Origin of the sequence: Streptomyces cucumeris (assembly GCF_024295805.1) — a bacterium.
Taxonomy (GTDB): domain Bacteria; phylum Actinomycetota; class Actinomycetes; order Streptomycetales; family Streptomycetaceae; genus Streptomyces; species Streptomyces cucumeris.
In genome coordinates, this window is record NZ_JANCLX010000020.1 from 108,210 (window position 1) to 122,002 (window position 13,793).

A 13,793-nucleotide genomic window follows, 5' to 3' on the forward strand; every position below is an offset into this window, starting at 1 on the left:
GGCCCCGGCTTGCGACAATGGCAGGATGACCGGTCGCTGGGAGTTCTGGATCGACCGTGGCGGGACCTTCACGGACGTCGTCGGCAAACGCCCCGACGGCCGCCTCGTCACCCGCAAGCTCCTGTCCCACCACCCCGAGCGCCACCAGGACGCCGCCGTCGCCGGGATCCGGCAGACCCTCGGACTCGCGCCCGGTGAGCCGGTCCCGGCCGACCGGATCGCCGTCGTGAAGATGGGGACCACCGTCGCCACCAACGCGCTGCTGGAGCGCACGGGGGAGCCGACCGTCCTGGTGGTCACCGAGGGGTTCCGGGACGCGCTGCGGATCGCGTACCAGAACCGGCCGCGGCTCTTCGACCGCCGGATCGTGCTGCCCGAGGCGCTGTACGACCGGGTGATCGAGGTCCCCGAACGGGTGGACGCCCACGGCGGGGTCGTCCACCCGCTCGACCTCGGCGCGGCCACCGGGGCGCTGCGCGCCGCGCACCGCGACGGGTTCCGCGCCGCCGCCGTCGTGCTGACCCACGGCTACCGCCACACCGCGCACGAACGGGCCCTCGCCACCGCCGCCCGCGAGCTCGGCTTCACCCAGATCAGCTGCTCCCACGAGGTCAGCCCGCTGATGAAGCTGGTGTCCCGGGGCGACACCACCGTGGTCGACGCCTATCTCTCACCGATCCTGCGCCGCTACGTCGAGGACGTGGCCCGGGAACTGCGCGGTGTCCGGCTGATGTTCATGCAGTCCAACGGCGGGCTGCGGGAGGCCGCGCACTTCCGCGGCAAGGACGCGGTGCTCTCCGGACCCGCGGGCGGTGTGGTGGGGATGGCGCGGTCGTCGCGGGAGGCCGGGCACGACCGGGTCATCGGATTCGACATGGGCGGCACCTCGACCGATGTGTCGCACTACGCGGGTGAGTTCGAGCGCGTCTTCGGCACCGAGGTGGCCGGGGTGCGGATGCGGGCGCCCATGATGAACATCCACACCGTGGCCGCGGGCGGCGGTTCGGTGCTGCACTTCGACGGACGGCGCTACCGGGTGGGCCCGGACTCGGCCGGTGCCGTCCCCGGCCCCGCCTGCTACCGCCGCGGCGGCCCGCTGACCGTGACCGACGCCAATGTGATGCTGGGCCGGGTGCAGCCGGACCACTTCCCCGCGGTGTTCGGTCCGCACGCCGACCGGCCGCTGGACGCGGACACCGTCCGCGAGCGGTTCACCCGGCTCGCCGAGGAGATCGCCGGGGCCACCGGTGACCGGCGCGGTCCGGAGGACGTGGCCGCGGGCTTCCTGGACATCGCGGTCCTCAACATGGCCAACGCGGTCAAGAAGATCTCCGTGCAGCGCGGCCATGACGTCACCCGCTACGCGCTCACCAGCTTCGGCGGCGCGGGCGGCCAGCACGCGTGCGCGGTGGCCGACGCCCTCGGCATCGGCACGGTGATCGTGCCGCCGCTGGCCGGTGTGCTCTCCGCGTACGGGATCGGGGTGGCCGACGCCACCGCCATGCGGGAACAGGCGGTCGAGGCCGAGCTGTCGGAGGAGTCGCTGCCCCGGGTGCGCGAGCTGTGCGCGCGGCTCGCGCGGCGGACCCGCGCCGAACTGCTCGACGACGGTGTCCCGGAGGACACCGTGACCACCGCGGCGCGGGTCCATCTGCGCTACGCGGGCACCGACTCCACCCTCCCGGTCCCCCTGGACACCGTCGCGGCGATGACGGAGGGGTTCGTCCGGGCCCACCGTGCCCGCTACGCCTTCACCATGGACAAGCCGCTGGTGGCCGAGGCGGTGTCGGTGGAGGCGGTCGGCGCGGCCGGGCCCGCCGGTGGCCACGCGGTGGCACCGCCGCCCCGGGAGGGCGCGGCGGAGCCCGTCGCCACCGTGCGGATGTACACCGGGGGGAGCCGGCGGGAGACGGCGCTGTACGCACGGGCCGGGATGCGCCCCGGGGACCGGGTCACCGGCCCCGCGGTCATCGCCGAGGACGACGCCACCACCGTGGTCGACATCGGCTGGCAGGCGGCCGTGGGCGACCACGGCCATCTGCTGCTCACCCGGGTCCGGCCGCGGCCGCGCACCGCGGCAGTGGGCACCGAGGTGGACCCGGTGCTGCTGGAGGTGTTCAACAGCCTCTTCATGGCCATCGCCGAACAGATGGGGCTGCGCCTGGAGAACACCGCCCACTCCGTCAACATCAAGGAGCGGCTGGACTTCTCCTGCGCGCTGTTCGACGCGACGGGCAACCTGATTGCCAATGCCCCCCACATCCCGGTCCACCTGGGCTCCATGGGCGAGTCCATCAAGGAGGTGCTGCGGCGCAACGGGGACACGATGCGGCCGGGCGATGTGTACGCCATCAACGACCCGTACCACGGCGGCACCCATCTGCCGGACGTCACCGTGGTCACCCCCGTCTTCGACGAGGCGGGCACCGCTCCGCTCTTCCTCGTCGCCTCACGCGGCCACCACGCCGAGATCGGCGGGATCACCCCCGGCTCCATGCCCGCGTTCAGCCGCACCATCGAGGAGGAGGGCGTCCTCTTCGACAATTGGCTGCTGGTGCGTGACGGGGTGCTGCGCGAGGCGGAGACCCGTGAGCTGCTGACCGCGGGGCCCTACCCGTCCCGCGCCCCGGACGCCAACCTCGCCGATCTGCGCGCCCAGATCGCCGCCAACGAGAAGGGCATCCAGGAACTGCGGCGGATGATCGGACAGTTCGGTCTGGAGGTGGTGCACGCCTACATGGGCCACGTCCAGGACAACGCGGAGGAGTCCGTGCGCCGGGTCGTCTCCGCTCTCGGCGACGGCGCGTACCGCTACGAGACCGACGGCGGCGCCGTCATCCAGGTCGGTGTGACCGTGGACCGCGCGGCACGCGGCGCCGTCCTGGACTTCACCGGCACCTCACCGCAGCGGCCGGGCAACGACAACGCGCCCAGTTCGGTGGTGATGGCCGCGGTGCTCTATGTCTTCCGCACCCTGGTGGCCGAGGACATCCCGCTGAACAGCGGCTGTCTCAAACCCCTGGACGTGCGGATCCCACCGGGCTGCATGCTGGCACCGGTCCATCCCGCCGCCACCGTGGCGGGCAACGTGGAGACCTCCCAGGCGGTCACCGGGGCCCTCTACGCGGCCCTGGGCACCCAGGCCGAGGGCTCGGGCACGATGAACAACGTGACCTTCGGCAACGACCGGGTGCAGTACTACGAGACCGTGGCCAGTGGCTCCGGCGCGGGCGACGGCTTCGACGGCGCGGACGCGGTGCAGACCCATATGACCAACTCCCGGCTGACCGACCCCGAAGTGCTGGAGTGGCGGTATCCGGTGCGCGTGGAGAGCTTCGGGATCCGCACCGGCAGCGGGGGCCGCGGCCGGTGGCGCGGCGGCCACGGGGTCACCCGCCGGCTGCGCTTCCTGGAGCCGATGACCGTCGCGCTGCTCACCGGCCACCGCCGGGTGCCCCCGTACGGGATGGCGGGCGGGGAGCCGGGCGGGCTCGGTGCCAACCTGGTCGAGCGGGCCGACGGCACCGTCGAACCCCTCGGCGGCCGCGACACCGCGGAGGTCGGCCCGGGCGATGTCCTGGTGGTCCACACCCCGGGCGGCGGCGGTTACGGACCCCCGGAGAACCACGCGGCGGAGTGAACGCCCGAAGGACCGCTCGAAGAACTCCGTGACGGGGGGTTGCGGGAGCGGGCACCGTGAGTAGGTTGATTCCCCCGTTGTGATGTATGGCGCGTTCAAGACCGTTTGCGGTGGCGGCCATCGGTAACCCGATACATAGCGAACCCGCCCGGATGCGCTCCGCATGACACGGGCGCCCGCCCCGCGGACGTAGGCGCGGCGAGGTCGAGGGCGGGTTGCCGTAACGGACTTCACGCATACGACGCATATGACGCATACGACGCATTCTCGGAAAGGGGCAGCCATGGCCTGGTGGCAGAACGCCGCATGTACGCACGAGGACCCCGAACTCTTCTTCCCGGTGGGCATCGCGGGCCCCGCCGCGCAGCAGCAGGAGGCCCGCGCCAAGCAGGTCTGCGAGGGCTGTCCGGTGGCCCAGGCGTGTCTGGAGTACGCGCTCGACGCCGGGATGACCCACGGGGTGTGGGGCGGCACCGGCGAGGAGGAACGCCGGGCGCTGCGCCGCCGTGGACAGCGCCGCAGCAGGAAGAACGCCGGCCAGGAGCGGGACGTGGCGCACGCCGGGAGCCGCCGTGCCGCCCACTGAGCGGCCGCCTCGGACCGGCCCCGCTACCCCCGCCCTGCCCGCTCCGGAGACGCTGCCGGAGCCGTCCGCCCCCGGAAGACCCGCCCCAGCGGGGTGAACCGCACCCCGGTGCCCGGTACCGCCTGTGCCGCGGCGGCCAGCCACCGCTCCGGGACGACACCCACCACCGGATAGCCACCGGTCGTCGGATGGTCGGCCAGGAAGAGCACCGGACGGCCGTCGGGCGGCACCTGGATGGCGCCGAGCGCCATGCCCTCGCTGGGCAGTTCACCCTCCCGCGCCCGTTCCAGGGCGGGGCCCTCGGTCCGCAGCCCGATCCGGTTGCTGGCGGCCGACACCCGGAAGCCACCGGTGGCCAGGGTGCGCAGCCCCGCCGCGGTGAACCAGTCGTCGCGCGGTCCGAGCACCACCGGGAGCACCAGTTCCCGTGGCACACCCCGGTGCGGGACCACGTCCACCGCGGGCGGCGCGCCGCCCGCGCGCCCGAGCGCGAGCACCGCGCCGTCCGCGAGCGGGGCCGGACCGAGCCCGGAGAGGACATCGGTGGCGCGGCTGCCGAGCACCGGGTCCGCCGCGACCCCGCCGTCGAACGCCAGATAGCTGCGTACGCCGTGGGTGGCGGCCCCGAGCTCCAGCAGCGCACCGGCCGGTACGCGCACGGGCGCGCCCCACGCGGCGGGGCGGCCGTCGACCGAGACGGCGCAGGGCGCGCCGGTGACGGCCACGGTCGCGGCGCGGCGTGGCCGCACCGCGCAGCCGGTCAGGGTGGTCTCCAGGGTCGCGGCGTCGTCCGCGTTCCCCACCAGGCGGTTGGCGAGCCGGTGCGCGGGCTGGTCCAGGGCTCCGGAGCGGGGTACGCCGAGATGGGCGTGGCCGGTCCGGCCCAGGTCCTGGACGGTGGTCAGAGCCCCGGCCCGTTCGACCGAGAAGGCGCTGTCGGTCATGTCCGGCTCCCTTCCCGGGCGGTCGGCCCTTCCACGGCGTTCGAACTGCCGTCGAGGGGTACGAAACGGACGCGGGTGCCGGGGCTGAGCAGCGCCGCCGGTTCCCGCGCGGCGTCCCACAGCACGGTGTCGGTGGTGCCGATGAGCTGCCAGCCGCCGGGGGACGCGCGCGGATAGACCCCGGTGTAGGGGCCCGCGAGCGCGACGGAGCCCACCGGGACCCTGGTCCTCGGGGTGGCGCGGCGCGGTACCGCGAACCGCTCGGGGAGTCCGGTGAGATACCCGAAGCCGGGCGCGAATCCGCAGAAGGCGACACGGAACTCGGTGCCGCTGTGGACGCGCACCGCCTCCTCGGGGGTGACCCCCCAGAGGCGGGCGACCTCGGCGAGGTCGGGGCCGTCGTAGCGCACCGGGACCTCGACGGTGGCGCCGTCACCGCGGGCGAGCGGCGCGATCTCCCAGCCGGGCAGTTCGGCGGCGAGTCCGCCGGGGTCCGCCAGGCCGTCGAGCAGCACGGTGCGGGCGGCGGGCACGATCTCGCGCACCGCGGGCAGCCGTCCGTCGGCCGCCCGGCGCAGCAGCTCGGCGTGGAGTGCCTCGGCCTCGTCGCCGCTGCCGAGTTCGACGAGGAGTCCGTGATCGCCGACGGGCAGGCTCCGGAGGGTCACGCGAACGCCGCCACGCGCACGCCCGCGGCCGTCAGCTCGCCGCGCACCCGGCGGGCGAGGTCGGCGGCGCCGGGGGTGTCGCCGTGGAGGCACAGGGAGCGCGCCGCCACCTCGATCCGCCGTCCGTCCAGCGAGGTGACCGCCTGGTCCCGGGCGAACCCCAGGGCGCGTTTGACCACCGTGTCCGGGTCCGAGACCACGGCACCGGGCTCGGTCCGCGGCACCAGGGTGCCCGCCGCGGTGTAGGAGCGGTCGGCGAAGGCTTCGGCGACCACCGGCAGTCCGGCCGTGCGGGCCGCCTCGTGGAGCCGCGACCCGGGCAGTCCCAGGACGGGCAGCGGACCGCCCGCCGCGAGCGTGATGCCGTCGACGACGGCGGCGGCCTGGACCGCGTCGTGCACACAGCGGTTGTACAGCGCGCCGTGCGGTTTGACGTAGGACACCTGTGATCCGGCCGCGCGGGCGAAGATCTCCAACGCGCCGATCTGGTAGGCGATCTCATCGGCCAGTTCACGCGCCGGGACGTCCATGGCCCGCCGCCCGAAGCCCGCCAGGTCCCGGTAGGAGACCTGGGCCCCGATGCGGACCCCGCGCTCGGCGGCCAGCTCGCACACCCGGCGCATGGTCGACGGATCGCCCGCGTGGAAGCCGCATGCGACGTTGGCGCTGCTGACGATGGACAGCAGGGCGTCGTCATCGGTGAGCTGCCAGCGGCCGAAGCCCTCGCCGAGGTCGGCGTTGAGGTCGATCGACGGGTTCGCCAAGGGTGCGGTCATAACCGTCCGTTCGGGCGTGTGCGGGGGCGTGGAGGGTGTACGGGGGAAGGGACGTACGCGAGGGCGATGCGGTTGAGCGCCAAGGTAGGCGATCGTTGAACGATCCGACAAGAGTGTTGTTGTCCCGCTCTTGTTTCTGGGCTTGACTTCTCGCGATACGGAACGCGTGAAGCCGCAAAGAGGAGAAAAAGTGGCGAATGGGGAGAACGGGGCGAGCGGTGCGAAAGGTGCGGAGCGCCGGCTCGCCCAGGCGTCGGAGGTCTCGGAGGGCTCCGCGGTCCCCGGGGTTCCGGGACTGGAGGCCGACCGGGCGCTGCTGGGCCGCACCAGCACCGCGGAGCGGGTCGCGGACATCCTCCGCGACCGTATCGCCGAGGGCTTCTTCCCGCCCGGCACCCGGCTCTCCGAGGACAGCGTCAAGGGCGCCCTGGGTGTCTCCCGCAACACCCTGCGCGAGGCGTTCCGCCTGCTCACCCATGAACGGCTGCTGGTCCACGAGCTCAACCGCGGGGTGTTCGTCCGGGTGGTCACCGTCGACGACCTCAATGACCTCTACCGCCTGCGCAGGCTGGTCGAATGCGCCACGCTGCGCGGTCTGGAGGAGCCGCCGTATCCGCTGGACGCGGTCGAGGCGGCGGTGGCGGCGGGTGAGCGTGCGGTGCACGAGCGGTCCTGGCAGGACCTGTCCACCGCCAATATCCGCTTCCACCAGGCGATCGTCTCCCTCGCCGGGAGTCCGCGCGCCGACGAGCTGATGCGCGCGGTCCTGGCCGAGCTGCGGCTGGTCTTCCATGTGATGGCCGACCCCCGCCGTTTCCACGCCCCGTACCTGGTCCGCAACCGGCAGATCCTGGAGGTGCTCCAGGCCGGGGACGCGGTCGAGGCCGAGCGGCTCCTCGCCTCCTATCTGGACGACTCCCAGCGGCAGTTGGTGGAGGCGTACGCGCAGAAAGTGGCCCGCGCCTAGCCGTTTCGCCGCGGTAAACGATCAGGCGCTTCGAGAACAAGTCGGTTTCAGGCTCTTGTCGGATCGTTGAACGAACATCTAGCCTCCGGTGCGTTCTCCTCATGCCGCCGACACCACGGCTCGGCGCCATGAGGTCCTGCGCGCGGAAGGCGGGACGCATGATCGTTCTCCTTGGCGTTCTCGTGGTGATCCTCGGGTTCGCCACACGACGCAATCCCCTGCTGGTGGTCGGGGTCGCCGGTATCGCCACCGGGCTGCTGGGCAAGCTGTCGCCCCAGGAGGTCCTCGCGGCCTTCGGCAACGGCTTCGCCTCCAGCCGCTCGGTGACGATCTTCGTCATCACCCTCCCGGTCATCGGCCTCCTGGAGCGCCACGGGCTCCAGGAACAGGCCCGGACCCTCATCGGCAGGCTGGGCAAGCTCACCACCGGCCGGTTCCTCGCGCTCTACCTGGCCCTGCGCCAGCTGACCGCGGCCTTCGGCCTCACCAGCATCGGCGGCCCGGCCCAGAGCGTGCGGCCCATGGTGGCGCCCATGGCCGAAGGGGCCGCCGAACGGCGCCACGGCCCGCTGCCGGACAAGGTGCGTGAGCGGATCCGCTCCTACTCCGCCAGCTCCGACACGGTGGGGCTGTTCTTCGGCGAGGACTGCTTCCTCGCCATCGGCTCGATCCTGCTGATCACCGGTTTCGTCAACTCCACGTACCACACCCACCTGGAACCGCTGCAGCTCGCGCTGTGGGCCATCCCCACCGCCGTCTGCGCCTTCCTCATCCACGGCTTCCGGCTGCTGCGCCTGGACCGCACGCTGGAGCACGAGATCGCCGCCTCGGGCGGACCGTCCGCTGCCGAGCGCAGCCGCACCGCGGAGGAGGCCAAGTGATCAAGGCCGAGTGGTTCTTCTGGCTCGTCGGCGCCGTCTTCCTCGCGATGGCCGCGCAGATGCTCTTCGACCGCAGCAACCCCAAGCGCCACGGCTCCGCGGCCTTCTGGGGACTGCTGGGCGCCTGCTTCTTCTACAGCTCCTGGGTGACCGAGAAGAAGGCCCCCGCCGAACCGCTGGGCGTCGCCGTCCTGGCCATGGTCTGTCTGAGCGGGTTCAACCTCACCGGCCGCGGGGTCCCGCGCACCACCACCACCGAACAGCGGGTCGCCTCCGCCGCCCGGCTCGGCAACCGGCTGTTCATCCCCGCGCTCACCATCCCGCTGGTCGCCGTGGTCTGCGCCTCGGCCGTCAAGCACTGGCACATCGGCGGCACCCCGGTGCTGGAGACCGGCAGCGAGACCATCCTCGGCCTCGGCTTCGGCGCGATAGCGGGCCTGCTGGTCGCCATGGTCGTGGTCCGCGAGCCCAGGCCGTCGGTATCGCTGCACGCCGGGCGATCGCTGCTGGAGTCCATGGGCTGGGCGCTGCTGCTGCCCCAACTGCTCGCCGTCCTGGGCTCCATCTTCCAGGTGGCCGGGGTCGGTGACCAGGTCGGCAAGATCACCGAACAGCTGCTGCCGGACGGCCAGAAGTACGTGGCCGTGGCCGTCTACTGCATCGGGATGGCCCTGTTCACCATCATCATGGGCAACGCCTTCGCCGCCTTCCCGGTGATGACGGCCGCCATCGGCTGGCCCGTGCTCATCGAGCAGATGCACGGCGACGCCCCCGTGGTGCTCGCCGTCGGCATGCTCGCGGGCTTCTGCGGAACGCTGGTGACCCCCATGGCCGCCAACTTCAACCTGGTCCCCGCCGCGCTGCTGGAGCTCAAGGACCAGTACGGGCCGATCAAGGCGCAGATCCCCACCGCCGGGGCACTGCTGGTCTGCAACATCGCCATCATCTCGCTCTTCGCCTTCTGAAGGCCCCGAAGCAGGGAGTCCGTCATGACCCGGGTGCTGCTCACCGGTTTCGAACCCTTCGGGGGCGAGGAGACCAATCCGTCGTGGGAGGCGGCCGCCCTCGTCGCGGCCGATCCGCCGCCCGGTTGCGACGTCACGGCCGTCCGGCTGAGCTGTGTCTTCGGCACCGCGCTCGAGGAGCTGGACGCGGCCGTGGCGGCGGCCGGCCCCGATCTCGTGGTGTGCGTGGGACAGGCGGGCGGCCGCGCCCAGGTCACCGTCGAACGCGTCGCGATCAACGTCGACGACGCCCGCATACCCGACAACGCGGGGCGGCAGCCGGTCGACGAACCGGTGGTGGCGGACGGCCCGGCCGCGTATTTCGCGTCACTGCCGGTCAAGGCGTGTGTCGCCGCCGTCCGCGCCGCCGGGATCCCGGCCGCCGTGTCCCAGACCGCGGGCACCTTCGTGTGCAACCACGTCTTCTACGGGCTCGCGCATCTGATCGCCACCCGGCGCCCGGCGACCCGGGGCGGCTTCGTCCACCTCCCGTACGCCCCCGGACAGGTCGTGGACCGCGATCAGCCGTCGCTGCCCGTCGTAACGGCGGCCGAGGCGCTGCGCGCGATCGTCACCGCGGCCGTGCGCACCACCGGGGCGGATCTGCGCATCGCCGGAGGAGCCACCCATTGAGTACGGAACTCCCGACAACAGACAGTGCCATATCGGAGGAATTCCGGCAGTGCGCACCGCGGTTCGCCACCGTCGCGCTCGCCAACGTCACCCGGGCCTACCCCAACGCCCCCGCTCATCTGCTGCGCGGCCCCGACGACCTCGTATCGCCGCGCACCCATCACCCCGCCTTCTACGGCTCCTACGACTGGCACTCCGCGGTCCATATGCACTGGCTGCTGGTCCGGCTGCTGCGCCGCTGCCCCGACCGGGTGCCCGGCGTCGCGATCACCGAGGTGCTGGACCGCCACCTCACCCACGGCGCGCTCACCGCGGAGGCCGGGTATCTGCGCGCCAACCCCTCCTTCGAGCGCCCGTACGGCTGGGCCTGGCTGCTGGCGCTGACGGCCGAGTGCCGTGCGCTGGGCGGTACCGCGGGCGGCCGCTGGGCGGGCGCCCTGGAACCCGCGGCCGAAGCGGTCGAGGAACTGCTGCGCGGGTGGCTGGTGCGGGCCACCTATCCGGCCCGCCACGGCACCCACACCAACAGCGCCTTCGCCCTCGGTCTCGTCCTGGACAGCGCGTCCGCCGCGGGCCGCCCCGCGCTGGCCGAACCCGTCGCCGGGGCGGTGCTCGACTGGTTCGCGGACGACCGCGACGCGCCCGTCCACTGGGAACCCTCCGGCCAGGACTTCCTGTCACCGGCCCTCACCGAGGCGGAGGCGGTGTGCCGAGTGCTGCCGCACGAGGAGTTCGGGCCCTGGCTGACACGCTTCCTGCCCGGACTCGAACGCACGGCCGTCACCCTCCTCGCCCCACCCGTCGTCTCCGACCCCGGCGATCCGCAGATCGGTCATCTCATCGGGCTCTCCCTCAGCCGGGCCGCCGGTCTGCGCAGACTGTCGGCCGCCCTGCCGCCCGGTGACGCCCGGGTGCCGGTACTGACGGCCGCCGCGGAGGACCACCTCGCCGCGGGGCTGGTGCACACCGCCTCCGGCGACTTCACCGGTGACCACTGGCTCGCCACCTTCGCGGCCCTCGCCATGGACGGACCACCCGGGCACGGGGCCGTAGACTGACGGGCCGGTGCGGCACGGGAGCCGCGCCGGGGTACCCGCGCGTACCCCGGTACCGACCGGCGATCTCCGTGTCATAGCGGGATCTCCGTGCCGTTTCGTCCGTTGTCGGTGCGACGGCCTACTCTGTGCGACGTGACATCTCCACCCCCCGGGGCGGCTGCGCCCCAGCTCAACGGCCATGCCGGGCCCGCCCGCCCGGCCCCGGGCCCGGTCGCCGACGAGGGCCTGGCCCGGCGGCTGCGCGCGCTCGCGTGCACCGCGCCGCTGCACGACCTCGACACGCGCAAGGCCAACCTGGCGGGGGAGTACGGGGTGTACGCGATGGCCGAGGTCGCCCTCGCCGCCATCGACCTGGTCACGCTCAACATGGACTTCGACACCGGGGCCGACCACGACCAGATAGTGGCCAGGCTGCTGCCCCGCGTCGCCGCCCAGGCCCCCGGGCGCTCCGCGGCCGAGCATGAGCGCGTCGCCCGCTGGGTGCTGGAGAACCTGATCAACGTCGGCAGTGTGGACCGCGGCTTCCGTGCGGTCTACGGCACGTTCGGGGCCGATGGCGCCTATGTCCGGCGGGACTACGACTTCAAGCTGATCGAGGAGGTACCGGGCCCCGGCGGCACCGTCTATCTGCGCACCACCGACGAAGCCGTCAACGTCCTGGTCGGTGCCCTCGACACGGACGTCACCAGCGCCCAGATCGCTGCCGAGGTCAAACTGGAGGTGCTGATCAGCCGCGGCCGCCTCGCCGATGCCCAACTCGCCGCCGAGCAGGCCCGCTACCGCACCGTCCAGTACTCCGAGACCCTGCGCCGGACCCTCGACGCCACCCGGCGCAACGTCCGGGCGGTCGACTGGCTGAGTACCGTCCCCGAAATGATCACCGAGGCGCTCGACCACGTCGCCGACCGCTACCGCCACGAGAACGCGATCCTCACCAACATCCGCAAGGCGCGCGACGAGGCCGAGGGCGCCGAGCACAAACGGCGCGCCGCCGAGCTGGTCGACATCGTCAAGGACTGCATCCGGCGGCACACCCAGCTCCAGTCCCGGCTGCTGGAGGCCGGGCCGCTGTTCCGCGCCGAGCAGGACCGCCAGGCGTTCGCCGCCCCCGCCGCCCGCTCCGGACTCGACCTGTACGGGCAGCTCCTGGCCCCGCTGCTGCCGCTCCCCGTCGAGCGCGCGGGCCGGGTCACCGAAGCCTTCTTCGCCCGCGGCACGGGCCTGCGCACCCCGACCTCGGTGCGGATGGGCGACCTGGTGGAGATGCTGCTCACCCCGCCCGCGGAGCGGGAGCACCTGGGCGCGGAGATGCCCGAGCCCGATCTGATCGCCACCCCCGACGACAGCCGGTTCAGCGAGGAACAGCTCGCCATGGCCATGGAGCTGCTGGAGCTCCCGGCCGACGCCCCCCGCCGTCTCTCGGGCCTGCTCGCCGACGCCCGCCGCCGGGACGCCGACCTGCCGTACCTCATCGCCCTGCTGGCCGTGCACGCCGCGAGCCCCCCGGTCGGCACCGCCTACCGCCAGGGCGAACAGCGTCTCCTCTTCGCCGTCGACGACGGTACCGAACTCGACGACCCGGAGTTCGGCGGCGCCGACCTCATCGTGGGCACCGCCCTGCTGGACGCCGCCGGAATGGCCGCGGACCGGGCGGAGGTGGCGTGATGCCGCGCCCCGCCCGGCCGGCCACCGGTCCCTTCGTCAACCGTGAGTACGCCCCGCGCAAGGAGCTTCACCCGTGACCGAGTACGACGCCCTCGACGAGGCGGCGCAGCCGGAGCCCGCACCGGCCGCCGGTGGCGCGCCGGGCGGGGTCACCCCCGCCGACGCGGCCGACGCCGCGCGGCTGGTGGCCTTCGGGCTCCAGCCCAAGCTGCTGCCCGCGCGTGACGTCGAGTACGCCGAACTGCTCCGCCGCCACCGTGACGAACCGGCCTTCGCCCGGCTCACCGACGCCGTCGCGGCCGGGCTCGGCCTGATCGTGCTGGAGGTGTCCACCCGCGCGGGGATGGCGGTCACCGCCGCCGAGGACTCGGTCTTCGCCGTCCGCATGGGCGACTACGCCCGCCGCGCGAGCACCGACTCCGCCGACCGCTTCCTGCACGGGCTCGCCCATCTCGCCGTCGCCGCCCTCGCCTTCCCCCGCCCCGAGGACCTCGCCGACGACGGCTACATCGGCCGGATCACCGTCAACGGGGTGGACGCCTTCGTCCGCCAGGCGTGTCGCCGCCTCGAGGAGCGGGCCGAGGAACAGGGCGACAACACCGACCCGGCCACCGACGCCCCCGGTCTCGAGGCCGCCTGGCGGGTGTACGCGCGGCGCAGCGCCACCGGCGCCACCAAGGACGCCCGCAGACTGGCCGGTTCGACCACCGGCATCATCGGCAAGGCCGTCGCCTTCCTCGTCGACTCCGGCTTCCTCCAGCGCACCGGGGACGACGCGGGGGGCGCGTACCGCACCACCCCCCGCTACCAGCTCCAGGTGCGCGACATGGCTGCCGGTGCGGCCATGACCGAGCTGCTGGAGCTGGGCGTCGTCCCCGTCGGCGACGGCAGCGCCACCCTGCTGCCCCCCGACGACACCGACGACCTCGACCTCGTCGCCGACGCCGGTCTGCCGTTCCACTCCTGACGTT

At 73.2% G+C, this 13,793-nt stretch carries 12 protein-coding genes; 9 read left to right on the plus strand and 3 right to left on the minus strand.

Annotated elements, in window-relative coordinates:
• The first annotated feature begins 25 nt into the window (after positions 1-25).
• Together NMK44_RS26570 and NMK44_RS26575 are read left to right on the plus strand one after the other, a co-directional pair.
• A complete protein-coding gene (locus NMK44_RS26570) occupies positions 26-3,640 on the plus strand; it encodes a hydantoinase B/oxoprolinase family protein (RefSeq protein WP_254747482.1) in 3,615 nt (1,204 codons plus the stop codon).
• A gap of 283 nt (positions 3,641-3,923) precedes the next feature.
• Positions 3,924-4,226, plus strand: a complete 303-nt coding sequence (locus NMK44_RS26575) for a WhiB family transcriptional regulator (protein ID WP_254747484.1) — start codon at positions 3,924-3,926, stop codon at positions 4,224-4,226.
• Positions 4,227-4,249: 23 nt separating this feature from the next.
• Here the strand turns inward: NMK44_RS26575 and NMK44_RS26580 are convergent, their stop codons facing one another.
• From NMK44_RS26580 to NMK44_RS26590, 3 genes are read right to left on the minus strand one after another with little or no spacing between them, the layout of a single operon-like run.
• Entirely contained in the window at positions 4,250-5,170 is a 921-nt protein-coding gene (locus NMK44_RS26580; protein WP_254747486.1) for a 5-oxoprolinase subunit C family protein, read from the minus strand.
• Entirely contained in the window at positions 5,167-5,838 is a 672-nt protein-coding gene (pxpB, locus tag NMK44_RS26585; protein WP_254747488.1) for a 5-oxoprolinase subunit PxpB, read from the minus strand. Before pxpB ends, NMK44_RS26580 begins: the two co-directional genes overlap by 4 nt.
• Positions 5,835-6,614: a LamB/YcsF family protein gene (locus tag NMK44_RS26590; RefSeq protein WP_254747490.1), complete on the minus strand. Its 780-nt coding sequence runs from the start codon at positions 6,612-6,614 to the stop codon at positions 5,835-5,837. Before NMK44_RS26590 ends, pxpB begins: the two co-directional genes overlap by 4 nt.
• 295 nt (positions 6,615-6,909) lie before the next feature.
• Here NMK44_RS26590 and NMK44_RS26595 point away from each other — a divergent pair, with 295 nt between their 5' ends.
• The 7 genes from NMK44_RS26595 (at position 6,910) to NMK44_RS26625 (ending at position 13,789) form a co-directional block, all read left to right on the plus strand.
• Complete coding sequence (locus tag NMK44_RS26595) at positions 6,910-7,581, plus strand: GntR family transcriptional regulator (RefSeq protein WP_254747568.1); 672 nt, start codon at positions 6,910-6,912, stop codon at positions 7,579-7,581.
• Between the two features lie 158 nt (positions 7,582-7,739).
• Positions 7,740-8,462, plus strand: a complete 723-nt coding sequence (locus tag NMK44_RS26600; RefSeq protein ID WP_254747492.1) for a DUF969 domain-containing protein — start codon at positions 7,740-7,742, stop codon at positions 8,460-8,462.
• Complete coding sequence (locus NMK44_RS26605) at positions 8,459-9,427, plus strand: DUF979 domain-containing protein (RefSeq protein WP_254747494.1); 969 nt, start codon at positions 8,459-8,461, stop codon at positions 9,425-9,427. Before NMK44_RS26600 ends, NMK44_RS26605 begins: the two co-directional genes overlap by 4 nt.
• A gap of 24 nt (positions 9,428-9,451) precedes the next feature.
• A complete protein-coding gene (gene pcp / locus NMK44_RS26610; RefSeq protein ID WP_254747496.1) occupies positions 9,452-10,099 on the plus strand; it encodes a pyroglutamyl-peptidase I in 648 nt (215 codons plus the stop codon).
• Positions 10,100-10,128: 29 nt separating this feature from the next.
• A complete protein-coding gene (locus NMK44_RS26615) occupies positions 10,129-11,157 on the plus strand; it encodes a DUF2891 domain-containing protein (RefSeq protein ID WP_254747569.1) in 1,029 nt (342 codons plus the stop codon).
• Positions 11,158-11,289: 132 nt separating this feature from the next.
• Positions 11,290-12,822, plus strand: a complete 1,533-nt coding sequence (locus NMK44_RS26620) for a hypothetical protein (RefSeq protein ID WP_254747498.1) — start codon at positions 11,290-11,292, stop codon at positions 12,820-12,822.
• A gap of 73 nt (positions 12,823-12,895) precedes the next feature.
• Entirely contained in the window at positions 12,896-13,789 is an 894-nt protein-coding gene (locus tag NMK44_RS26625; RefSeq protein ID WP_254747500.1) for a hypothetical protein, read from the plus strand.
• Positions 13,790-13,793 lie beyond the last annotated feature (4 nt).

Coding starts and splice junctions, on each gene's coding strand:
- pcp (WP_254747496.1), top strand. CDS start 9,452: ATGACCCGGGTGCTGCTCACCGGTTTCGAACCCTTCGGGGGCGAGGAG.
- NMK44_RS26590 (WP_254747490.1), bottom strand. CDS start 6,614: ATGACCGCACCCTTGGCGAACCCGTCGATCGACCTCAACGCCGACCTC.
- NMK44_RS26575 (WP_254747484.1), top strand. CDS start 3,924: ATGGCCTGGTGGCAGAACGCCGCATGTACGCACGAGGACCCCGAACTC.
- NMK44_RS26570 (WP_254747482.1), top strand. CDS start 26: ATGACCGGTCGCTGGGAGTTCTGGATCGACCGTGGCGGGACCTTCACG.
- NMK44_RS26580 (WP_254747486.1), bottom strand. CDS start 5,170: ATGACCGACAGCGCCTTCTCGGTCGAACGGGCCGGGGCTCTGACCACC.
- NMK44_RS26600 (WP_254747492.1), top strand. CDS start 7,740: ATGATCGTTCTCCTTGGCGTTCTCGTGGTGATCCTCGGGTTCGCCACA.